Below are 22,649 nucleotides of genomic sequence, written 5' to 3' on the forward strand. Positions count from 1 at the left end.
TGTGTTGGCCTTGCCTGGTTCTAGTCTCAGCCGACATGTCTGCCGTGCTGATGAGTTCACTTTAGGCTTCTGCGTTTTGACTTCCATCAAACATCTGTCCTTTTCTGACCGGGATAGATGTCCTTTTTTTCCAGCAGGAATCGGGACATTTGTCCCGGATGTAACGTTGATGTGTGGAGAGAAAGATTTTCGGCACCCCTGCCTGTAGTGGGCAGGGGGCGAGAGGGATGCTACAGGTCGGCTTGATCGAGCCTGTGCTTGGTTGCAAACACGTAGAGATCCAGGCGGTTCGACACACCCAGTTTGTGATAGATGGCAGTCAAATGATTGCGTAAAGTATGCTCAGAAATAAACAACTGTTGCGCCAAAGCCTTATTAACCGCGCCCCCACCTGTTGCAATTAAGCTGCAAATACGCCTTTCCTTGGCGGTCAGCTGGGCAATCTTGTCCAGTTCGGGATCTTGCCGCCGGTTCGCTTGTGGATTGCGCATGGCTTCGAACACGCGGGTCAGCATGATGCCATCGAGCCACAGCTCACCGCCATGGACTTTTTCGATGGCTTTGAGCACCGTTTCGGCCGGTTCGTCCTTGCTGACCACGCCGCGCGCACCCATCATCACGGCCCGGTCCAGCAATTCGCGGTCGCGCGTGCCCGACAGCACCAGGACGCGCGCGCCATTACAGCCTTCCAGCAGGCGCGGCATAATGTCCAGCGAACAGGTGCCGCCCAGATCGATGTCCAGCAGGATGACGTCCGGCAATACTTCGGAAGCCATGGCCAGGGCACTGTCGCAGTCGCGCGCCGTGCCCACAACAATCATATGGCTTGCTTCGCTTTCGATGAGCTTGCCAAGCCCCCATAGCAGGGTCTTGTGGTCATCGACCAGCATGATGCGGATTCTCTTGTCAGCTTGCCCCATACTCACCTCACACCGGAATCACAATCTGTACTGCAGTGTTGTTCTGGCGGCCGCGTTGGACGCGGGCCTCGCCGCCCAGGGCAGCGGCGCGTTCTGCGATAGAGCTCGGTGTAAAGTCTAGCACCGGCTGGCCCGAGCATTCATTCTCGATGCGCACGGTCAACTGGCCGGCAGTGCAGGCCAGTTCGATATAGCCGTTGCGCGCCGTGGTGTGCTTGCAGATATTACTCATCCCTTCATTGACGATCTGGAATACTTCGGCGGCCAGGCGGTCGCTCATATGCAGCTCTCCCTTGGTTTCCACATTGATGTGCACGTCGTAGAACTGGCGCACCTGGGCCGCCTGGCGGCGTAGGGCGATCAGCAGTTCCGGCTCTTTCATTTCCAGCCCACCGCGCAAGCTTTTGGCATAGTTGCGCAGGTCGCGTACCACTTGTGATGTAACGTCGAGCAGGTTGTCCAAGTCTGGCACCAGCGGGTTGCCGGGGTCGGCCTTCAGGCGGATGCCCGAAACACCATGGCGCAGGCCAATATAGGGTTGAATCGTGGTGTCATGCAAGTCGCGGGCGATGCGCTCGCGCTCACGCAAGACCGCTTCCGAGGCCATGCGGTCGAGCAATTCAATATTTTCGATCACCGGGAAGGCCTGTGCCGCGATCTGCAACAAGAACAGGGCGTCGGACTTGCTGAAATGGTGGCGCTGCGACACCACGATCAGGCGGCCCGAGCCGCGCCGCAGCGGCAGGGGTACGGCGATCAGGGAAAAGGCGTCGAGCAGTTCGCCCAGGGTTTCGCCCGCCTCGGCGTCTTCCTCCACCCAGCGCTGGTGCTCGCCGTCGTAGCTTTTCAGTTGCAGCCGGCGGCGCAGCCAAGGGCCGCGTGGCTGGCGCATCAGGAGGATGGCGTCTTCGCCGCATACCAGCAGCGGCGCGGCGGCGTCCGGCGCCAGGTTGCTGGCATGGATGGGACGGCCGGCATTCGCTCCGCTGGCTGCGCGCAAGGTCCAGCTGGCAGCGCTGTTGTCGTGCATCAGCAGGATGCAGCTGTGGGCATGGTAGAACAAGCGGGTTTGTTCGAGTACCGAACTGATGGTGCGGTCCACGCCGAAGCGCGGGTTGGACATCTGGCTCACCGCATGGAGCAGGCCCATGCGCTGGCGCTGGATCGTGGCCATGCCGCCCCAGTGGGCGATCATATAGCCCAGGGCCAGCAGGAAAGTGGAGCGCAGCATGACCAGCGCCATTTCCGTCTCGCTGTGGGTGTACAGCGTAGTGAGGGTGAAGGCCAGCGAGGCGGCCATGGTGATGCGGGCGCCTTCCTCGAAGCCGTGGCTGAAGGCCGAGGTCAGGATGGCAAAGAAAAACAGCAGGAAATAGAAGCTGGAATCACCGCCCGTGACATACACCATCAGGGTGAACCAGCCGACGTCGAGCCAGTAAATCAGCTTGCTGCGCACCAGGATGGAGCGGTTGGCCAACAGGAGGAGGGTGAAGCTTTGCAGCAGGTAGGCCAGGAAGACGCCCAGTGACAGCACGTCGGCCCGGCCCCTGGGTTCCACCACGAGGGTGAACAGGCAGGCAACGGCTAGTACCATGCGCATCCAGCGCACCATGGACGCATCCGAAGTGTCCTTCGGCAGAGTCGCGTGGAGCAGGCCCTCGTTGATCACATTCTCTCCGCTGCATTGTTGTTACCATGCTAAGAGAACCTCGTGTGGTTGTCCATAACAAGGTTGTATTAATGAAACGCCGGGGCCTTGAAATTATCCTGCGGCGGCCCTATATGCATCGCTCATAAGACTATTGAGGCAAAAATGGCTGAAAACAAGCAAACCATGGGCTTCCAGGCAGAAGTAAAACAGCTTCTGCAACTGATGATCCACTCCCTGTACTCGAACAAGGAAATCTTCCTGCGCGAGCTGGTCTCGAACGCCTCCGATGCGGCGGATAAGCTGCGTTTCGAAGCGATCAATAACGATGCCCTGTACGGCAACGACCATGAGCTGAAAATCCGCGTGGCCTTTGACAAGGAAGCGCGCACCATCACCATTTCCGACAACGGCATCGGCATGAGCCGTGACGAGGCGATTTCCCACCTCGGCACGATCGCCAAGTCGGGCACCAGGGAATTCTTCGGCAAGCTGTCCGGCGACCAGCAGAAAGACGCGGCCCTGATCGGCCAGTTCGGCGTGGGCTTCTATTCCGGCTTCATCGTGGCCGACAAGATCACCGTCGAATCGCGCCGCGCCGGCCTCGATGCTTCCGAAGGCGTGCGCTGGGAATCGGCGGGCGAGGGCGATTACTCGATCGAGCAGATCGAGAAGACCGGCCGCGGCACCGACATCATCCTGCACCTGCGCGAAGGCGAGGACGAGCTGCTGAACGACTGGAAGCTCGAATCCATCATCCGCAAATACTCCGACCATATTTCGCTGCCGATCCAGATGAAGAAGGAAGGCTCGGAAGAGCCGGCCACCATCAACCAGGCCAGCGCCCTGTGGGCCCGCAACAAGAACGAGGTCACCCAGGAGCAGTACGAAGAGTTCTACAAGCACGTGTCGCACGACTTCGGTGCGCCGCTGACCCACACCCACAACCGGGTCGAAGGCCGCAGCGAATACACCCAGCTGCTATACATTCCGGCCAAGGCCCCATTCGACCTGTGGGACCGCAACAAGCGTGCCGGCATCAAGCTGTACGTCAAGCGCGTCTTCATCATGGACGATGCCGAGCAGCTGATGCCGACCTACCTGCGCTTTGTCAAAGGCGTGATCGATTCGGCCGACCTGCCGCTGAACGTGTCGCGTGAAATCCTGCAGGAGTCGCGCGACGTGAAGGCCATCCGCGAGGGTTCGACCAAGCGCGTGCTGGGCATGCTGGAAGAACTGGCCAACGCCGACGAGCAGGAAAAGAAGGACAGGTACGCGACCTTCTGGACCGAATTCGGCCAGGTGCTGAAAGAGGGCATCGGCGAAGACTTCGCCAACAAGGAACGCATTGCCAAGCTGCTGCGTTTCGCATCGACCCAAAACGACAGCGATGCGCAGGACGTTTCGCTGGAAGCCTATGTGGGCCGCATGAAGGAAGGCCAGGACAAGATCTTCTACGTTACCGCCGACACTTTCGCCGCCGCGAAAAACTCGCCGCACCTGGAAATATTCCGCAAGAAGGGCGTCGAAGTGCTGCTGCTGACCGACCGCGTGGACGAATGGATGCTGTCCTTTATGCACGACTTCGAAGGCAAGGAACTGCATTCCGTGGCCAAAGGCGGCCTGGACCTGGGCGCGATGGAGGACGAGGCGGAGAAGAAGGAACATGCCGAGACCGAAACCCAGTACCAGGAACTGGTGGGCAAGATGAAGGAAGCGCTGGCCGACAAAGCCAAGGAAGTGCGCGTCACCTTCCGCCTGACCGATTCGCCGGCCTGCCTGGTGGCGGACGAGCACGAGCTGTCGGGCAACCTGCTGCGCATGCTGAAGGCCGCCGGCCAGGATGCGCCGGAGTCCAAGCCTATCCTTGAAATCAACCCGCAGCACCCGCTGGTCATGCGTTTGAAATATGAAGACGCGGCCGGCGACAAGTTCAAGGACTGGGCCAACATCCTGTTCGACCAGGCCTTGCTGGCCGAAGGCGGCACCCTGGCCGACCCGGCATCGTTCGTAAAACGCGTGAATGAAATGCTGTTGGCGAAGTAAGCACAGTAAAGCCGCCTAACGCCCGCGCAAGCGGGCGCACTCATACAAGTAGTAAGTCTTGTCGTACTCGGCGTCGCGCGCCTGCGCGACTGCCCCCGCCAGGGGCGTGTCGAGTACGACAAAATCCAGTACCGGGTCTTCGCAGACGTAGGCCAGGCCTTCTCTGCTCGGCGCCGGCAACTTGCGCGCGCCCGCCCTGGTCTGCACGATATCGAGTGCAACTACCGCATCTTCCCCGCCAAGACGGCGCAAGCGTTCCAGCCTGCGATTGCCTTCCGTTGCGGTGCCGCGATTGAAGGACAAGCCCGTGATCTGCGTATTCGACGCGTAGTTCGATCGGTGCAGCAGGAACCAGCTCACCATGACATTGTTTTGCCAGTACATGACGGACCCAGGCGGAATGCGCGGCCCGAACTCGGCCAGCACAGCTTTTTCACCGATGGGCGACAGCGCATAAGTCGGGCGGAAGTTAAGGGTGGCAAACGATGTGGCAAGGTAAAGCACGCCGAAGGCCAGTGCAAACGCCAGAAGTTGCGGCGCGGTGCGCTGGCTGCCGCCGCTGCGCCAGACGAAGGCCAGCAGCACCCACCAAAGCGCTGCGCCGGCTCCCTGCTTGATGGCGACCGCAAACCAGATCACCCACCACATGGTCGGCGTCAGGTTCAGTTCAGCGCTGGCGGCGCGCGCCACCAGTATATTCACTTCCAGCACCCACACCAGCAGCAGGCCTGCCACGCAAGCCAGCGCGGCGAAATTGCCCCAGGCCGGCCACTGCAGTGCGGGCCGCGGCACACGGTAGCACAGGGCGGCGCCAGCCAGCAGGGCAAGCACACCGCCTACCGTGTCGCGCGTGAGGACCGCCAGGCAAAGCGCGACCAGCAGGGCGCGCACCATGCGTTCGCGATGCCAGAACTCGGCCAGCAGCCAGGCCAGGGCCAGCAACGAGCACAGGTGGGTCATCCACAGCAGGCGCCAGGGCTGGGCCTGGATCAGCAGGAGATTGGCGCTCAGCCCGGTACCGATCCAACTGGCCAGCAAACCCAGTGCGCCCATCACGGCGGCGCATTCGAACAGCCGCGCCACCATGCCTTTGGCCAGGCGCGCTGCGGATAGCACAAGGCAGAACGCCACCGCAGTGCGGCTGACCCAATCCTGCGCCTGCCAGGCGACCCAGGCGTTCATGGGGGCGCGCTCGTTGACCAGGGCCAGCCATTCGGCATCCATATTCATTACCAGCCGGTCGAAGGGGGGAATTCCGGCAAAGATCAGGACCGCCAGCAACACCGTGCCTGCAAGAAGTGCGATCCCAACGACGCGCCAGTTGCCCCAGACAAGGAACAGCACGCCGGCCAGCAAGGGCGCGCAGCCCATCAGCGGGTGCAGGGCCATCGCCAGGAATGAAGCCAGCAAGCCCCTCGCGAGGCGGCCGCGCACGAAGCAGCCAAGCGCGAGAATCCCCAGCCCTTCGGAAAACAGGCGTGGCGTCAGGAATGGTTCGGCCAAGTGGAAGACATCGACGCTGGGCCCGTAATCGGCAGGCCAGCTGGCTAGCATGGCCAGGCCCAGCCAGAAATAGAAGCCGCGCAATAGGGGATGCAGCAGATAGACTGCGGCCCCCACCCACAGCATATAGGCAATGACCAGCAGCACAATGGTGGCATGCTGCAAACCAAGGGCCTCGATAGTGGCCGCATAGATAGGGCTGAAGATAGTGAATTTATCCTGCGAGCCGTGTAGGAAATAGAGTTCGGCAAGGAAGTTGCCGGGATAAAGGCGGCGCATTGCCTGTACCGCGTAGAGGATGCTGTCATGCCAGATGCCGCGCCATGGATGGTAAGCCAGCCACAAGGCCAGCATGGTCATCAGGATCAGCGGCGTACGCCGGTGGATTTTGGCGGTGAGCATGTGTGTTGGTATTCTAGTATCGGTCTTTTCGTTTGGCTACAGATTTGCTTTAACTAAGGGTGGTTAGATTTGGATAGACTTTAATTCGTTGTCAAGCGGCATAATCAAAGCAACCACCGGTTCCGCGAGGATTGCATGACGGAAGCCCGCAAGCAGCGCATTCTTATCGTCGATGACCAGAGCGCCCACACCGTTGCGCTATGCGATGTGCTACGCCAGTACCAGTTCGATGCCGAAGGTTGCGGCAGCGCGGAATCGGCGCTGGACGTGCTGCGCGGCCAGACCTTCGACCTGATGCTGTCCGACCTGAATATGCCCGGCATGGATGGCATCGGCCTGGTGAAGGCGGCCCTGCAGCATGACCCCGACCTGGCCTGCATCATCATGACCGGCGAAGGCAGCATCGCCACCGCCGTGCGCGCCATGCAAGGCGGCGCCCTCGATTACATCGTCAAACCCTTCAAGGCTTCCTCGCTGCTGCCGGTGCTGGCGCGCGCCCAAGCCACGCGCAGCCTGCGCATGGCCAACGCCGAACTGGAACGCCAGGTGCGGCAGAATGTGATGGAGCTGGCCGAAGCCAACCATCGCCTGGAGGTGGCGCGCACCGCCGCCGAACACGCCAACGCGGAGAAGTCGCGTTTCCTGTCGAATATGAGCCACGAGCTGCGCACGCCTTTGAACGGCATTCTCGGTTTCGCGCAAATCCTGGCGGCCGACAAGCTGCCGGCCACCCAGCTGGAAAAGCAGCGCTTCGCGCGCAACATCGTGCAGTCCGGCCAGCACTTGCTCAAGCTGGTCAACGAAATCCTCGACCTGGCGCGCATCGAAGCGGGCAAGGTGCCGCTGGCGATGGAGGCGGTGGACTTGCCGACCGTGCTGCAGGAATGCCGCATGATGGTCACGCCGCTGGCCGCTAAGCGCGATATCAGCCTCGGCTTCGGCACCGTACCGCAAAAGAGCTTGCGCGCCGACCGCACGCGCCTGGTGCAGGTGCTGATTAACCTTTTGTCGAATGCCATCAAGTACAACCACGAGCAGGGGCGGGTGGCGGTGGACTGCAGTCCGGTCAACGGCAGCCGCCTGCGCATCTCGGTCAGCGACACCGGGCCGGGCCTGGACGCGGACCAGGTGCAGCACATCTTCCAGCCCTTCCACCGCCTGGGGCGCGACGAAGAAGAAGAGGGCAGCGGCCTTGGCCTGGCCCTGACGCGGCGCGTGGTCGAAGCCATGCAGGGCGCCATCGGCGTCGAGAGCGAGCCGGGCGAAGGCAGCACATTCTGGGTCGAATTGCCATTGGCGCAGGAAACCACACATCGGGAGCAACATGCGTAGCCGAACCATGCAAATCCTTGCGGTGCTGTTCATCGTGCTGGTGCTGGGCGTGGCCTGGCTTTGGCGGCAGCAGCACTTGCCGGCGCCGGCGCTTCAGTCGCTGGTGATCGCCGCCAATACCGAATATGTCGGCACCTGCGCCGTGCTGGCCGCCCAAAAGGAAGGCTACTTCTCCGCGCAGGGCTTGCAGGTCAAGGTGCTGCCTTTCTCCAGCGGCAAGGCGTCGATGCAGGCGGTGGTCGAAGGCAAGGCCGACGTGGGCACCGTGGCCGACATCCCCATCGTGTTCGCCGCCATGGACGGCCTGCCGGTCAAGGTGCTCGCGACTTTTTTCCGTACCAATAAAGACCACGGCATCGTCGGCCGCCGCGACCATGGCGTGATCAGCCCGGCCAGCCTGAAGGGAAAGCGCATCGGCGTGTCGCAGGCCACATCGGGCCAGTTCACGCTTGACGTCTTCCTCAACTGGCAGCGCATGGACAGCAGCGAAGTCACGATGGTTAACTTCAAGCCGGAAGAACTTGGGCCGGCGCTGCAGCGCGGCGATGTCGATGCGGTGGCGGGCTGGGAGCCTTTCCTCGGCGCGATGCGCAAGCAGCTGGGCGACAATGCAATCAGCTTCTCGGGCGAGCAGGCCTATGAGAGCATCTATAACCTGGTGGCCTTGCAGCGCTTTACCGGCGCCCGGGCCGCCGTCATACCGCGCCTGCTGCACGCACTGGACCGGGGCTCGGCGTGGTGCGAGCGTTCGCCGGGCCAGGCCCAGCCCATGTTGCCGGCGACCGCAAAGCTGAACCGCGACGAAGTGCTGGCAGCCTGGCCGACTTACCACTTCGGCCTGGAACTGGACCAGTCGCTCTTGCTGGCGCTGGAAGATCGCGCCCGCTGGGCCATTCGCAACCGCCTGTCCAACTCGCGCGACGTGCCCAATTTCCTCGACAATATGTACCTGGAAGGAATGGGTGAGGTGCGGCCGACAGCCGTCACCGTCATCCACTAAGCCATGAAGATTATCACCCGCCTCAAATGGGCCCAGTGGCTGTGCGTGATCGGCGTTTCGCTGGCCGTGCTCCTGATGCTGGGCGCCACGCGCCAGGTCAAGCAGGAGCTGCAGCGCAACGAACGCGCCGGTCAAATCGTCAGCGCCGTGGTGGCGCTGCGCTACCTGTCGCTCGAGTATTCGCAATCGCAGGAGCGGCGCTCGCACGTGCAGTGGCAGCTGCGCAAGGACTCGCTGCAAGGCCTTCTGCTGCGCGAAGACTTGTTCAAGGAAGGCGACGAAAACCGGCTGTTGCGCGAGCTGCAGGAAAACCTGCCGCTGCTGGCGCGCCATTTCTCCGAACTGGTGCTGGTGCGCCAGGAATTGCGCGTCACGCCGGAACGCGGCGAAGTGCTGCACCAGTTGGAAGCGCGTCTGTTTGGCCAGCTGATGTCCAAGACCCAGGACATGATCAGCGATGCCGAAGACCTTGCGCGCCGCAGCCGCGAGGGCGTGCTTAATGCGCAGCAGAACGCCTCCGCCGTGGCGGCCGCACTGGGCCTGCTGCTGGCGCTGACGGTACTGGGCGCGCTGGCGCTGACCATCCGCAGCGTGGCCCACCCGCTGGAAAAATTGCGCAAGGGCGCCGAACTGGTCGGCGCGGGCAAACTGGATTTCCGCATGAATATGACGGCGGTGGATGAAGTGGGCGACCTGGCGCGCGCCTTCGACTCCATGACCGAACGCCTGCGCTCCACCACCGTGTCGCGCGATGAGCTGGTGCATGCCAACGCCGCCCTGCATGACGAAATGGAAGTGCGCCACGGCGCCGAACTGAAAGTGCAGGCGCAGCTGGGCCGTCTCAGCTTGCTGCACCAGATGACGCGTTCCATCGGCGAGCGGCAGGACTTGCGCAGCATCCTGCAAGTGCTGGTGCGCAGCCTGGAAGACCAGTTGCCGGTGGACTTCGCTTGCGTCTTCCTGCTGCAGGAAGGGGTGCTGGAAGCGAGCTGCGTGGGCCTGGGCAATGCCTTGCTGCCGGCCGATGCGGCGCTGAAGGAGGGCGCCCAGGTCTCGATCGACAATAACGGCCTGTCGCGCTGCGTGAAAGGCCAACTGGTGTACGAACCCGATATCAGCGGCAGTGAGTTCCCTTTCCCGCACCGCCTATACCGTGGCGGCCTGGAATCGCTGGTACTGGCGCCGCTGCAAGCCGAAAGCGTGGTGTTCGGCGTGCTGGCCGTGGCCCGCGTGATCCCCAACGGCTTCACCAGCGGCGAATGCGAATTCCTGCGCCAACTGAGCGAGCACGCCGCGCTGGCCGCACGCCAGGCACAGTTGTACGGCGCCCTGCAGCAGGCCTACCACACGCTGCACGCCACGCAGCAATCTATCACGCGCGAAGAGCGCTTGCGCGCCCTGGGCCAGATGGCCAGCGGCATCGCTCACGACATCAACAACGCCATCTCGCCGGTCGCCCTGTACACGGAGACCTTGCTGGAAACCGAGGATGGCCTGAGCGCCAGCGGCCGCAATAACCTGCAGGTGATCGCCCGCGCCATCGACGACGTGGCGGCCACCGTGGCGCGCATGCGCGAGCTGTATCGCCGCCGTGAGCCGCAGATGGAGCTGTCCAGCGTCAGCCTGAACGTACTGGCGCAGCAGGTGGCGGACCTGACGCGGGCGCGCTGGAGCGATATGCCGCAGCAGCGCGGCGTGGTGATTTCCCTTAAGCTGGAAATGGCGCCCGGGCTGCCCGCCGTGATGGGCGCCGAGAGTGAAATCCGCGAGGCCCTGACCAACCTGGTGTTCAACGCCGTTGACGCCATGCCCGAGGGCGGCCCGCTGATCCTGCGCACCCGAATCACCGGCGAACACGCCATCGTGGAAGTGGCCGACAGCGGCATCGGCATGGACGAATCGACGCGCCGCCACTGCCTTGATCCCTTCTTCACCACCAAGGGCGAACGCGGCAGCGGCCTGGGGCTGGCCACCGTCAATTCCATGGCCGAGCGCCACAGCGCCGTGGTGCAGGTCGAGTCGATGCTGGGACGGGGCACTACGGTGTCGCTGGCCTTCCCGCTGCCGCAGGCCCACGCTACGATGCCGCCGCTGGAAGCGCCGGCCACGACGGTGGCAGTGGCCGAACCTATGCGCCTGCTGGTGATCGACGACGACCCGGCTGTCCTGGCGTCCATGACCACCATCCTGCAGCGCGACGGCCACACCGTGGTGGCGGCCAATGGCGGCGCCGCCGGCATCGAGCAGTTCCGTGCATCGCAGGAATCGAGCCAGCCTTTCGATGCCGTGTTCAGCGACCTTGGCATGCCGCATGTGGATGGCCGCAAAGTGGCCGGCTGCATCAAGGAGTTGTCGCCCACCACGCCGGTGATCCTGGTCACGGGCTGGGGCCAGCGCCTGATCCCGGAGGGCGACGTGGACGCCAAGCCGGCCAGCGTGGACGAAGTATTGAGCAAGCCGCCGCGCGTGCGCGAACTGCGCGAGGTCCTGCTGAAAGTGCACAAGGTCGGGTATAGTCCTGCTTCATGAATGATCCAACTGTTTTTGCCGCGCACAGGGCGCGGTTGTTCGCCATTGCCTATCGCATGCTTGGCGTGCGCGCCGATGCAGAGGACGTGGTACAGGATGCCTGGCTGCGCTGGCAAGGCGCCGACACCAGCGGCGTGCAATCGCCAGAAGCCTGGCTGGTGACGGTGGCGACCAGGCTTTCCATCGACCGCCTGCGCGCCGCAATTGCGGAACGCGAAGCCTACGAGGGCCTCTGGCTGCCGGAGCCGCTGGTGGCGGTGGACGAGGAAACGCCCGAACTGCAGGCCGAACGCGCGAGCGACCTGTCGCTGGCTTATATGTGGATGCTGGAGCGCCTGGGCCCCGAAGAACGGGCCGCCTTCCTGCTGCGCCAGGTCTTCGATTACGACTATGAGGAAGTAGCGCAGCAGCTTGGCAAGACGGAAGCGGCTTGCCGCCAGATGGTGAGTCGGGCCGGCGAACGGGTGCAAAAGCCGCAGTCTCGCTTCGACATCCCGGCCGAGACCCACCGCCAGCTGCTGCAGCGCTTCGTCGAAGCGTCGGCCAGCGGCGACAAGGCTGCGGTCCGCGCCCTGCTGGCGGAGGACCTGGAACTGGTGGGCGACGGCGGCGGCAAGGTCAAGTCCTTCGGCATTGTCATTACCGATCCGGACAAGATCGCGGCGCTGTTCGCCGGCGCGGTCAAACTGGGGGCTGTCGAATTCCGCCCGGTCACGCTGAACGGCGAGCCGGGCCTGCTGCGCTTCATCGACGGCAAGCTGGAATCGGCCCTGGCCTTCCTGAGCGACGGCCAGCGCATCACCGGCATCTATGCGGTGCGTAACCCGGACAAGCTGGAGCACATTATTCGGTAAGGGAAGGGAGCTCGACATGCAAGTTGGATTGTCCGACCTGGTGCGCGCCATGCAATACCTGCCGGTAGGCATGTCGATCATCGACCGCGACTTGCAGTTCCGCTTCTGGAATGACAGCTTTTGCCAGTGCCTGGATTTCCCTGAAAGCATCATGCATGAGGGCGTGGCGCTGGAAGACCTGTTCCGCTTCAACGCCCAGCGCGGCGAATTCGGCCCTGGCGATCCGGAGGTCCAGGTATGCGAGCGTATCGAACTTGCCCGCAAATTTGTTCCGCACCGTTTCCGTCGCACCCGCGCCAACGGCACGGTCTTGCAGGTGACGGGCCGCCCGATGAGCGACGAAAAGGGACGCGTGGTCGGTTTCGTCACCATTTACGAAGACGTCACTACCGAAGCGCGCCAGCAACAAGAGTTACAGGAGGCGCACGAGAAGCTGCTGTCGGCCTATGACGACTTGCGCCGCGCCCAGCTCGACAACACAGAGCTCGAAAAGGACCGATCCAAGTACTACAAGCTGGCGGTGCGCGACGCCGTCACTGGCCTGTACACCCGGCACTATATGGAAGATGCCGCCGCCCGCCTGCTCGAACAGCATGAGCGGGACCCGGCAGAGCGCGTGAGCGTGCTGGTATTCGACGTCGACCGCTTCAAATCCATCAACGACAATCACGGCCATCTGGCCGGCGACACGGTGTTGCAGCGCATCGGTGCGCTCCTGAACAGCCATACCCGCCGCATCGACATTGCCGTGCGCACAGGCGGCGACGAATTTGCCGTCTTCCTGCCCAAGCTTGACCTCCAGCTAAGCCGTCAATTCGCCGAGCGCGTACGGGGAGAAGTGCATGCCCTTCGCCTGGACGGTGCAACAGGAAGCATCGAGTTCTCGATCAGCGCCGGGGTCGCCGAACACCAGCCCGGCGAGTCGCTGGCAGAGCTACTGCAACGCGCTGACGCCGCCCTCTACGCCGCCAAACGCGCCGGCCGCGACCGCGTCTGCACCTTCCCCGCCCAGCCCACCTGAAAATGTCCACCGTGGGGTCAGGAACGAATGTGGACATTTCCGGCGGAAATGTCCACATTCGCCCGCCCGCGGTACCGTCCCGACCCCGCGGTGGACATTTTTTTCGGGCAAGCTGTCACAAACCCGCAAGCCGCTCCGTCTAATGGATAAGAAGGCCGCAAAGTGCAGCCTTCACCATCAGACCGAGAGGAATTTCCATGAGCACCCTGCGCTACAACTATTTCCAACTGTCCCAGAAATCCTTCCAGAACCTGCTGGCTTTGTCGAATGGCCTGAACCGTGAGCTGCTGGGCAAAAAGCTGGTCGACCTGGTCCTGCTGCGCGTGTCGCAAATCAATGGTTGCGGCTTCTGCATCGACATGCATTACCAGGACCTGCTGAAGATGGATGTGGATCCGCGTCACGTGAACGCGGTCGCCGGCTGGCGTGAGGCGCCATTCTTCAGCGAGCGAGAACGCTCTGCGCTGGAATGGTCGGAGTTGATTAACGCGATCCCAGTCCGCGACCCCGACGACGCAGCATACGCCCGTGTCAAAGAGCATTTCTCCGACGAAGAGATCGCGGAACTGGGCTTCGTGGTTGCGGTCATCCGTTCCTGGAATATGTTGAACGTGGCGTCCCGTAACCCGATTCCTCGCTAAGTTTTCCTCCTGCGTAGTAAGAGCAAGGGCAGGCCGGCCAGCAGCATCAAGCCCTGTGCCGGCTCGGGAATCGGCGCCGCCAGGAAGCCGCGGATTTCACCGCCCGCATAAGCACTGCTGTGGATGTTGAAGTAGCTCGAGCCGCTGTCCAGTGCAGCCAGCAGGGCTGCTTCAGCACCGGCCGTGGTGCCGCCGTGGTCGCTCAGGAAGGTTGGATTCCAGAACGATGCCAGCGAGGTGTCGAAAATGGCGGCATAGGCGCCGCTGGTCACGCCGGTCGGGAAACCGGTGAAGGTGGGCAGCATGGTGGCTACGCCGGCATTGCCGTCGCCCGGCAGGGCGGTGCAGCAATGCACGTGGGCCGCTGCGCTGCCGCCAGTCAGGCCGTTGAAGCTCGTCGCAATACTGAAGTAGTGGTTGTCGATATCGAACAGCACCGAAACACTACCGGTGGCGGTCGACAGGTTAGGCGGATTTTCCGCCGCGCCGCTGAGCGTGGCGTTGTAGGTTGTTGCATCGGCTTGCGCAGCAGCACAAGCGACAAATAGGGTCAGCGCTGCCAACCCTTTGCCGAGATGAGTCTTCATCATTGGCTCCTCATGTGTGCGAGCCCGCGACGACGGATCCCCCCCGTGTTGTTGCAAGCAGGCGCGCGGTACAGCGCGCTTATTGTCGCTTCAAGCGCCCGTATTGCGGCGCACGAATGCAAGCGAGGTCAGCGCACGTTTTTCATGAGGAAACTGGACTGGCCGCAGCTCTTCTGCGAATAGACGATCGCGTCTTGCGAACAGCTGCGCGATTTGCCGTCCTTGCTGAAGCAGACGCGCGCTTCACGCAGGAAGCGGCCGCCCGAGCCGCATACCGGCAGCACGGAGTCACGCGCCAGCCATGGATTGGCCTGGTGGAATTCCTGCTCGAACTGGCCGGGCGTTACGCGTACCGGTTGTTGCGGGCGTGCGAATGCGGCGGGGATCTTCAGGTTGTCGCGCAGCCTGGCGCTGAGGGCCAGGTAGTCCTGCGGCTCGAGGCCGGAGCATGTGCCGTGCTTGTTCCACTCGTGGAAAAGCAGCTTGGGCGATGGATAGAGCGATTCGTACTGGTCGCGCAGGCGGTTGGAAATGCGGCTGCGGCCGCAGCTTTCCGGATAGCCGCGTTCGAACTGCGGCCACAGGCCGTGCAGCACGAAGCCGAGCTGGCGGCCGGTGGCGCATTGCACAGGGTCGGCGCCGCCACGGCCGTCGCAGAATTCCGGCGACCAGGACAGGGACATCGTGTAGTAGTCAAAGACGCCGGGGCGGTCGTCGCGCGCCATTGCCGGCAGCGCACACGCCGCGGCCAGCAAGGCAGCGAGCAAGCGTTTCACAGTGCGGTCCTCAAAGCGAACAATTCGGGGAACAGTACCACATCCAGCATCTTGCGCAGGTAGGACACGCCCGCGGTGCCGCCGGTGCCGGTCTTGAAGCCGATCACGCGTTCCACCGTGGTGACGTGGCGGAAGCGCCAGAAGCGGAAGGCGGTTTCCATGTCCACCAGCTTTTCGGCCAGCTCGTACAGCGCCCAATAGCGGTTGGTGTCGCGGTACACCTGCAGCCAGGCATCCTTCACCGATTCATTGGCCACGGTCGGCTGGGTCCAGTCGCCGTCCAGGCGGTCGGCATCGATTGGCAGGCCGTTGCGCGCCAGCAGGCGGATCGCCTCATCGTACAGGGAAGGCGCGCGGAGCGCCGCGTCGAGCAGGGCGTGCGCTTCCGGCGCCTGTTGGTGCACTGCCAGCATATTGGCGTTCTTGTTACCGAGGATGAATTCGATTTCGCGATATTGATGCGACTGGAATCCGGACGACGAAGCGAGGTACGGGCGGATCGCGGTGTACTCGGGCGGCGTCATGGTCGCCAGCACGTCCCAGGCATGCACCAGCTGGTCCATGATGCGCGCTACGCGGGCCAGCATTTTGAAAGCTGGCGGCAAGTCGTCGCGGCGGATATGGTCAACCACGGCGTGCAGCTCGTGCAGCATGAGCTTCATCCACAGTTCGCTGGTCTGGTGCTGCACGATGAACAACATCTCATTGTGATTCGGCGACAGCGGGTGCTGGGCGTTCAGGATCTTTTCCAGGCCCAGGTAATCGCCATAGCTCATGGACTTGGAGAAGTCCATCTGCGCGCCATGCCAGGCCGCGTCCTTCTTTTCTTCGGTCATATCGATGTCTCAGGTTACAGCGCCGCGTGCGGCAGTGATGTCGTAGGCTTTATCGTCCAGGATCTGCTTCAGGATTTCAACAGCATCCCACACGTCGGCGAAGCTGGTGTATAGCGGTGTGAAGCCGAAGCGCATGATTTCCGGTTCACGGTAGTCGCCGATCACGCCGCGCGCGATGAGTGCCTGCATCACCGCGTAGCCGTATGGGTGGGTGAAGCTGACCTGCGAACCACGGCGCGCATGGTCGCGCGGCGTAACCAGGCCCAGTGGATGATTCGGGCAGCGCTGCTCGACCAGGGCAATGAACAGGTCGGTCAGTGCCAGCGACTTGGCGCGCACTGCCTGCATATTGGTTTGGCCGAAGACATCGAGGCCGCATTCCACCATCGCCAGCGAGGTGACGGGCTGGGTGCCGCACAGGGCGCGGCCGATGCCCTTGGTTGGCGCGAAGTCCGGCGCCATGGCGAACGGGTTGGCGTGACCCCACCAGCCGGACAGCGGGTGGCTGAATTTGTCCTGGTTGCGCTCAGGGACCCAGATGAAGGCTGGCGAGCCTGGACCTCCATTCAGGTATTTATAGGTGCAGCCGACGGCAAAATCGGCGCCGTCCGCGTGCAGGTCGAGCGGCACCGCGCCGACCGAGTGGCACAAGTCCCATACGATCACTGCACCGTGCTGGTGGGCGAGGGCGCTGGTGGCGGCCATATCGTGCTGGTAACCGGTGCGGTAGTTCACGTGGGTCAGCATGACCACGGCGGTGTCGGTGTTGATGGCGGCAGGCAGCTGGTCCGGACTGTCGACCAGCTTTACCTGATAGCCTCGGTCGAGCCAGGACGTCAGGCCCTGTGCCATATAGATATCGGTCGGGAAGTTCGAGCGCTCGGTAATGATTACCTTGCGGCCGGTATGCGATTGTGCGTGCATGGCGGCGGCGAGGGCTTTGAACAGGTTGATCGAGGTGGTGTCCGTGACGACTACTTCTCCGGCCTTGGCGCCGACCAGCGGGGCCAACTTGTCGCCCAGGCGTTTCGGCATCTCGAACCAGCCGGCGGTGTTCCAGCTGGTGATCAGGTCCTTGCCCCATTCTTTGGCGATGACTTCGGTGGCGCGGGTGAGGGCCGCTTTCGGGCGCGCGCCCAGGGAGTTGCCATCCAGATAAATCACGCCGGCAGGCAGGTCGAACTGCTCGCGCAGGGGAGCCAGGGTATCCGCGGCGTCGCGGGCCAGGCAGTCGGAACGGGAAATCATGCGGGTGCTTTCCTTGAGACTTAAACAAAGTGGGATTGTAGCAACCTTTTAGCTAGCCTAAACCGGTAAACCAGTGTCAGACCCGCAGGGTCTGACACCTGCCCACGGCCGCCGCCGACCAGTGCCTGACCCTGCGGGTCAGGCACTGTAGTGCCGGTTCGTATGCTAAGCCATTGATTTATAAAGAACTAAAAAATTTTCAAAAATATTTTCAAAAAACCCTAAAGTTCCCCAAACCCCTGCCGTTACCGTTTTTAGAAGCCCGGTAAAAGGCTTGCTGTTCGACAGTTTGGATTGAGTGAAAAAAACTTAAAATTTTTTGCTCTGAACCCTAAAGTTCTCCAAAACCCTGCCGTTACCAGTTTAGATGTCGCAAAAAAGCAGCACGCCGACATCGCATTTTTACCCTCGGCTCCTGCAGTTTTGGCGAGTCCGAACGCCCCGCAGACCCGCGCCAATGCTGGCGTTGCCCCTCTATGGGCAGACCGTTGTAGGACAAAATCCTACAGGGTCACTTCGTCTATTCCCGACCCAAAATACAGAGTGCGGCCTCTATGCGCTTTGTGTCGTCTCCAGCAGAATGTATCTCAACGGCAACGAATATTTGCGTTGCAAGCTGAAACCGACTGGAGATGGACATGACCGCAAACGACATGATGGCTGAAATCCGCGATGCGAACCTGAGCTACCTGATGCTGGCGCAGCAGATGATCCGCGCCGACAAAGTCACTGCAATCTTCCGTCTTGGCATCTCGGCTGACATCGCCGACCTGATCGAAGGCATGAGCAATGCCCAGATCCTGAAACTGGCAGGCGGCAATATGATGCTGGCCCGTTTCCGCTTCGACGACAGCGCCATCCTCGGCATGCTGACCAACTACAACAAGGACCGTTCCCTGGCTCAGTCCCACGCCGCCATCCTGATGGCTGGCCAGGCTGTCGAAGAAATCGCTTAAGGAGCGGCGCCATGACCAAGAAGAGCGTGGTGACGGAAGCCCAGGAAATCCAGCTGGCCATCGAGCTGATCAACCTCGGCGCCCGCCTGCAACTGCTGGAAACCGAAGTCTCGCTGTCGCGCGAGCGCCTGCTCAAGCTGTACAAAGAGCTGAAGGGCGTGTCGCCACCGAAGGGCATGCTGCCGTTCTCGACCGACTGGTTCCTGACCTGGCAGCCGAATATCCACTCCTCGCTGTTCATGAACATCCACGACTTCCTGGTCGAGCACGCTGGCGCCAGCGGCATCCACGCCGTGATGAAGGCTTACCAGCTCTACCTGGAACAAATGCCGCCGGCCGCTGGCGAAGAGCCGCTGCTCTCGCTGACTCGCGCCTGGACCCTGGTCAAATTCTCCGGCAGCGGCATGCTGAAACTCAAGGCCTGCACCTGCTGCAAAGGCAAGTACGTGGTCGACGCCATGGACTTGAACCGCGACTACAAGTGCGGCCTGTGCCACATGCCTTCGCGCGCCGGCAAGACCCGCAAGGCCAAGGACGCCGCCGAAGCCGTCGCTGCTTGAGTTTGGTAGTGTCAGACCCTGCGGGTCTGACACTGGTTTGCCGGTTTTGAGCATGCCCTGCCATGCGGCAGGCTAAAACCGGTAACCCGGTGCCTGGCCCGCAGGGTCAGGCACCGATATGCCAGCGCCGCTGGCGTGGGTATACTCCCGCAATGATTTTACGAATCCCTGCTTTCCAGGCATTGCTGGTCCAGGCCGGCGCGGTGCTGCCATGCGCTGCGCTGGCTGTTGCGCTTGAATCGCTTGGTCATGGACTGACTTTGCTGCAAGCCGCTTTGCTGCAGGGTTTGCTGGCCGCTGCCATCGGCTGGAAGATTGGCCTGGCGCGCTGGTGGCTGCCGATCCAGTTGCTGTTCCCGATTGCGCTGCTGGCTGGACTGGCCCTGCATTTCCCGCCATGGTTAGCAGCAGTCGCCTTCATCATCTTGCTGGGCTGGTACTGGTCTACTTACCGCACCCAGGTTCCCTACTATCCGTCGAATGCCGCCGTGTGGCGCGCTGTGCTGGCTGAACTGCCGCAGGGCAGGGCGCTGCGCGTGATCGATATCGGCAGCGGGCTGGGCGGCTTCACCTTGCATTTGGCGGCTGCACGGCCGGAGTCGGAGGTGATGGGGATCGAGCTGGCGCCCGTGCCCTGGCTGGTGTCACGTGTGCGTGCGGCCTTGTCCGGCAGCCGCGCCCGCTTCACGCGCGGCGACTATGAGCAGTTGAACTTTGCGGACTACGACCTGGTGTTTGCCTACCTGTCGCCGGCCGCCATGCCGGCCCTGTGGAGCAAGGCCCAGCGCGAGATGCGGGCCGGCAGTTTGCTTGCCAGTTATGAATTCGAAATTCCAGCAGTTGACGGCGTCAAGACCATCCTTACCACAGAGGGTGCTCCGCCACTCTATATAAGAGCAATTTAGAGGCTGTTTCCCTTGCCGGGGGAGCGTCTTCACGCTATTGTAGTTCCACTGTGGAATATTATTGCTTTTAACTAGCTTTCGGGGAGTTTGCGCGCTTGTTAGTCATCGTCGGATATATCGTCGTCCTCGCCTCCGTTTTTGGTGGTTTCGCACTCAATGGCGGCCACTTGGCGGCCCTGTTCCAGCCGCTGGAACTGCTGATGATTGGCGGCGGCGCTGCAGGTGCCTTCTTCGTCGGTAATAACGGCAAGGCGATCAAAGCGACGCTCGCCGCGATTCCAAGCCTGTTCAAGGGCTCGCGCTATACCAAAGATCTGTACATGGAACTGATGTCGCTCCTGTTCGATGTGCTGTCCAAGGTGCGCAAGGAAGGCCTGATGTCGATCGAAGGCGATATCGACAAGCCGGAAGACAGCCCCTTGTTCAGTAAATATCCAGCCGTGCTGGAAGACCATCATATTGTCGAGTTCATGACTGACTACCTGCGCCTGATGGTGTCGGGGAATATGGATGCCTTCCAGATCGAGAACCTGATGGATAACGAGATCGACACCCACCACCAGGAAGGCCACGTGCCTGCCCACTGCATCGCCAAGCTGGGCGACGGCCTGCCGGCTTTCGGTATCGTGGCGGCGGTGATGGGCGTGGTGCACACCATGGAGTCGGTGGGCATTCCGCCATCCGAGCTGGGCTTGCTGATCGCGCACGCGCTGGTTGGTACCTTCCTCGGTATTTTGCTTGCCTATGGTTTCGTCGGTCCGCTCTCCAGCCTGCTGGAACAGAAGCTGGAAGAGTCGACCAAGATGTTCCAATGCGTGAAAGTGACCCTGCTCGCCAGCCTGAACGGCTACGCGCCGGCGCTGGCGGTGGAGTTCGGCCGCAAGGTGCTGTATTCGACCGAGCGCCCAAGCTTCGCCGAGCTGGAAGAGCACATCAAAAAATCGAAGTCGAAGTAATGGAAGCGAGGACCTGCCATGGCTGAAGAAGGCCTGCGGCCCATCATCGTCAAGAAGATCAAGAAAGGCGGGGGCGGCCATCACGGCGGCGCCTGGAAGATCGCCTATGCCGACTTCGTGACGGCGATGATGGCGTTCTTCCTGCTGATGTGGCTGCTCGGCTCGACCACCAAGGGCGACCTGAATGGCATTTCCGAGTACTTCAAGACGCCGCTCAAAGTTGCCATGCAAGGCGGTTCGGGCAGCGGCGACAGTTCCTCGGTGATCCAGGGCGGCGGCTCTGACCTGTCGCGCCGCACCGGCCAGGTCAAGATGTCGGACGACCCGACCAAATCGAAATCCTACAACCTGGATGCCGCCAAGAAGGCGCTCGAGGAAGAAGAGCGCGGCCGCCTGCAGGCCCTGCGCCAGCGTATCGAAATGACCATCGATACCAATGCCGAACTGAAAAAATTCAAAGAGCAGCTGTTGCTGGACTTCACCAGCGAAGGCTTGCGCATCCAGATCGTCGACCTGCAAAACCGTCCGATGTTCAACGCCGGCAAGGCTGAACTGCAGCCGTACGCACGCGAAATCCTGGAAGCCATTGCTCCGGCACTGAACGACGTGCCGAACAAGATCGGCTTGTCCGGCCACACCGACTCCACGCCGTATTTCACCGAAACGGGGTACAGTAACTGGGAACTGTCGGCCGACCGCGCCAATGCCTCGCGCCGCGCGCTGCTGCATGGCGGACTGGCCGACAATAAGATCCTGCGCGTAGTGGGCCTGGCCAGTGCTGCCCACCTGGACCGCGCGGATCCTTTCAACCCGATCAATCGCCGTATCAGCATTATCGTGATGAATAAGAAGACCGAGGAGAATGTGCTGCGCGATGGCGGCAAATTGCAAGTCGGCCTCGATACGGAAGCGACGCAAGCCGCAGCGGCAGCGGCACCAGGGAAGAAATAAACGAGGCGTTATGACCAGAAAGAAAATCCTTGGCTCCCACGTGAAGCGGCTTTTGTCCGGTGTGTCGGACCACGGTCGTCGCCACCTGACGGAAGTCGAGACCGACCTGCTGCAGACCAACCTGCTGCTGGAAGAGGCGATTGACAAGCTGACGCGCAACTTCATGGCCATCCACGAGGCGGTCAGCGCGCAGCAGGCAACCATCGAGCTGCTGCTGCAGGGCGGCAATCCTACGCCGGAAGACAAGGCGCGTTTGAAAGAAATGAATGAGCAGGTGAGCGGCTATGTGAATGCCGCAATCACCAGCATGCAGTTCCAGGACATGACCAGCCAGCTGATCGACCGCACGCTGAAGCGTGTGACAGGCTTGCGCGAATTCCTCGGGACGCTGGGGGCGCACGGCGCCGAAGTGGTGCCGGAATCGGGCAGCGATGAAATCGTCGACCTGCTGAGCAAGGTCAGCATGGCCCTGGCAATCCAGAGCCTGGAGCTGCGCAGCGTGCTGCGCAAGGCGGTCAGCCAGAAGCATCTGGAAAGCGGCGACATCGAATTATTCTGAATACCCTGAATACACAAGAAAACCTTAATAAGTGAGATAAAAAGATGGCTAAAACAATTCTTGCAGTCGACGATTCCTCCTCGCTGCGCCAGATGGTGGCATTCAGCCTGAAGGCAGCCGGCTACCAGGTGGTGGAAGCGGTCGACGGCCAGGACGGCCTGGAAAAGGCCAAGCTGCAGCCGATTGACCTGGTGCTGACCGACCAGAATATGCCGCGCATGGATGGCCTGCAGCTGATCAAGCTGCTGCGCGAACAGCCGGCTTTCGCCAAGACGCCCATCCTGATGCTGACCACCGAATCGTCCGACGAGATGAAGGCCAAGGGCCGCGCCGCCGGCGCGAATGGCTGGCTGGTCAAGCCTTTCGACCCGCAACGTCTGATTGAGGTAGTGAAGAAGGTCATTGGCTAATAAAGGGGT

At 61.9% G+C, this 22,649-nt stretch carries 21 protein-coding genes; 14 read left to right on the forward strand and 7 right to left on the reverse strand.

Translation table 11 applies throughout. The features are described from left to right. Positions 1-230 precede the first annotated feature (230 nt). Positions 231-920 carry a response regulator gene (locus AC1RTP_RS03605; RefSeq protein ID WP_498604798.1) on the reverse strand — a complete coding sequence of 230 codons (690 nt, stop codon included), beginning with the start codon at positions 918-920 and terminating at the stop codon, positions 231-233. Positions 921-927: 7 nt separating this feature from the next. Then, the gene (locus tag AC1RTP_RS03610; protein WP_498604800.1) at positions 928-2,589 is read right to left on the reverse strand and encodes a sensor histidine kinase; all 1,662 of its coding nucleotides are present in this window, start codon (positions 2,587-2,589) and stop codon (positions 928-930) included. Between the two features lie 144 nt (positions 2,590-2,733). On the opposite strand from AC1RTP_RS03610, the gene htpG reads away from it, so the two are divergent. Then, the gene (gene htpG, locus AC1RTP_RS03615; protein ID WP_498604802.1) at positions 2,734-4,614 is read left to right on the forward strand and encodes a molecular chaperone HtpG; all 1,881 of its coding nucleotides are present in this window, start codon (positions 2,734-2,736) and stop codon (positions 4,612-4,614) included. Between the two features lie 15 nt (positions 4,615-4,629). Here the strand turns inward: htpG and AC1RTP_RS03620 are convergent, their stop codons facing one another. Next, a complete protein-coding gene (locus AC1RTP_RS03620; RefSeq protein ID WP_498604803.1) occupies positions 4,630-6,519 on the reverse strand; it encodes a hypothetical protein in 1,890 nt (629 codons plus the stop codon). 135 nt (positions 6,520-6,654) lie between these two features. Between AC1RTP_RS03620 and AC1RTP_RS03625 the strand changes: the two genes are divergently transcribed. From AC1RTP_RS03625 to AC1RTP_RS03650, 6 genes are all read left to right on the forward strand, one after another. Next, on the forward strand, positions 6,655-7,851 hold the full coding sequence (locus AC1RTP_RS03625) for an ATP-binding response regulator (RefSeq protein WP_498604805.1): 1,197 nt from the start codon (positions 6,655-6,657) through the stop codon (positions 7,849-7,851). Between the two features lie 7 nt (positions 7,852-7,858). Further along, positions 7,859-8,851 carry an ABC transporter substrate-binding protein gene (locus tag AC1RTP_RS03630; protein WP_498604806.1) on the forward strand — a complete coding sequence of 331 codons (993 nt, stop codon included), beginning with the start codon at positions 7,859-7,861 and terminating at the stop codon, positions 8,849-8,851. Positions 8,852-8,854: 3 nt separating this feature from the next. Then, a complete protein-coding gene (locus tag AC1RTP_RS03635) occupies positions 8,855-11,380 on the forward strand; it encodes an ATP-binding protein (protein WP_498604808.1) in 2,526 nt (841 codons plus the stop codon). Next, positions 11,377-12,234 carry an RNA polymerase sigma-70 factor gene (locus AC1RTP_RS03640; RefSeq protein ID WP_498604810.1) on the forward strand — a complete coding sequence of 286 codons (858 nt, stop codon included), beginning with the start codon at positions 11,377-11,379 and terminating at the stop codon, positions 12,232-12,234. The genes AC1RTP_RS03635 and AC1RTP_RS03640 overlap by 4 nt, the downstream gene beginning before the upstream one ends. A 16-nt stretch (positions 12,235-12,250) precedes the next feature. Continuing rightward, on the forward strand, positions 12,251-13,255 hold the full coding sequence (locus AC1RTP_RS03645; protein WP_498604812.1) for a sensor domain-containing diguanylate cyclase: 1,005 nt from the start codon (positions 12,251-12,253) through the stop codon (positions 13,253-13,255). A gap of 197 nt (positions 13,256-13,452) precedes the next feature. Continuing rightward, positions 13,453-13,896: a carboxymuconolactone decarboxylase family protein gene (locus AC1RTP_RS03650; protein ID WP_498604813.1), complete on the forward strand. Its 444-nt coding sequence runs from the start codon at positions 13,453-13,455 to the stop codon at positions 13,894-13,896. Here the strand turns inward: AC1RTP_RS03650 and AC1RTP_RS03655 are convergent. The 4 genes from AC1RTP_RS03655 to kynU form a co-directional block, all read right to left on the reverse strand. Continuing rightward, entirely contained in the window at positions 13,893-14,486 is a 594-nt protein-coding gene (locus AC1RTP_RS03655; RefSeq protein ID WP_498604815.1) for a CHRD domain-containing protein, read from the reverse strand. The two genes, AC1RTP_RS03650 and AC1RTP_RS03655, sit on opposite strands and share 4 nt — an antisense overlap. Positions 14,487-14,611: 125 nt before the next feature. Beyond that, positions 14,612-15,259 (reverse strand): ribonuclease T2 family protein, encoded by a 648-nt coding sequence (locus tag AC1RTP_RS03660; protein ID WP_498604817.1) that lies wholly within the window; start codon positions 15,257-15,259, stop codon positions 14,612-14,614. After that, on the reverse strand, positions 15,256-16,095 hold the full coding sequence (gene kynA, locus AC1RTP_RS03665) for a tryptophan 2,3-dioxygenase (protein WP_498604818.1): 840 nt from the start codon (positions 16,093-16,095) through the stop codon (positions 15,256-15,258). Before kynA ends, AC1RTP_RS03660 begins: the two co-directional genes overlap by 4 nt. Before the next feature lie 9 nt (positions 16,096-16,104). Further along, positions 16,105-17,343, reverse strand: coding sequence for a kynureninase (gene kynU, locus AC1RTP_RS03670; protein ID WP_498604819.1), 1,239 nt, complete (start codon positions 17,341-17,343; stop codon positions 16,105-16,107). 638 nt (positions 17,344-17,981) lie between these two features. Between kynU and flhD the strand changes: the two genes are divergently transcribed. The 7 genes from flhD to AC1RTP_RS03705 all read left to right on the forward strand — a co-directional run bounded on the left by flhD (position 17,982) and on the right by AC1RTP_RS03705 (position 22,640). Then, entirely contained in the window at positions 17,982-18,299 is a 318-nt protein-coding gene (gene flhD / locus AC1RTP_RS03675; protein WP_055936061.1) for a flagellar transcriptional regulator FlhD, read from the forward strand. An 11-nt stretch (positions 18,300-18,310) separates the two neighbouring features. After that, the gene (gene flhC, locus AC1RTP_RS03680) at positions 18,311-18,859 is read left to right on the forward strand and encodes a flagellar transcriptional regulator FlhC (RefSeq protein ID WP_498604821.1); all 549 of its coding nucleotides are present in this window, start codon (positions 18,311-18,313) and stop codon (positions 18,857-18,859) included. Positions 18,860-19,011: 152 nt separating this feature from the next. Next, complete coding sequence (locus AC1RTP_RS03685) at positions 19,012-19,764, forward strand: class I SAM-dependent methyltransferase (RefSeq protein WP_498604823.1); 753 nt, start codon at positions 19,012-19,014, stop codon at positions 19,762-19,764. A gap of 95 nt (positions 19,765-19,859) precedes the next feature. Continuing rightward, the gene (gene motA, locus AC1RTP_RS03690; protein WP_498604824.1) at positions 19,860-20,720 is read left to right on the forward strand and encodes a flagellar motor stator protein MotA; all 861 of its coding nucleotides are present in this window, start codon (positions 19,860-19,862) and stop codon (positions 20,718-20,720) included. Between the two features lie 18 nt (positions 20,721-20,738). Beyond that, on the forward strand, positions 20,739-21,671 hold the full coding sequence (motB, locus tag AC1RTP_RS03695; RefSeq protein ID WP_498604826.1) for a flagellar motor protein MotB: 933 nt from the start codon (positions 20,739-20,741) through the stop codon (positions 21,669-21,671). Positions 21,672-21,681: 10 nt separating this feature from the next. Then, the gene (locus AC1RTP_RS03700) at positions 21,682-22,230 is read left to right on the forward strand and encodes a chemotaxis protein (RefSeq protein ID WP_498604827.1); all 549 of its coding nucleotides are present in this window, start codon (positions 21,682-21,684) and stop codon (positions 22,228-22,230) included. 44 nt (positions 22,231-22,274) lie between these two features. Next, complete coding sequence (locus AC1RTP_RS03705) at positions 22,275-22,640, forward strand: response regulator (protein WP_155454197.1); 366 nt, start codon at positions 22,275-22,277, stop codon at positions 22,638-22,640. Positions 22,641-22,649 lie beyond the last annotated feature (9 nt).

The organism is Pseudoduganella sp. GW821-FHT11H04 (assembly GCF_058807935.1).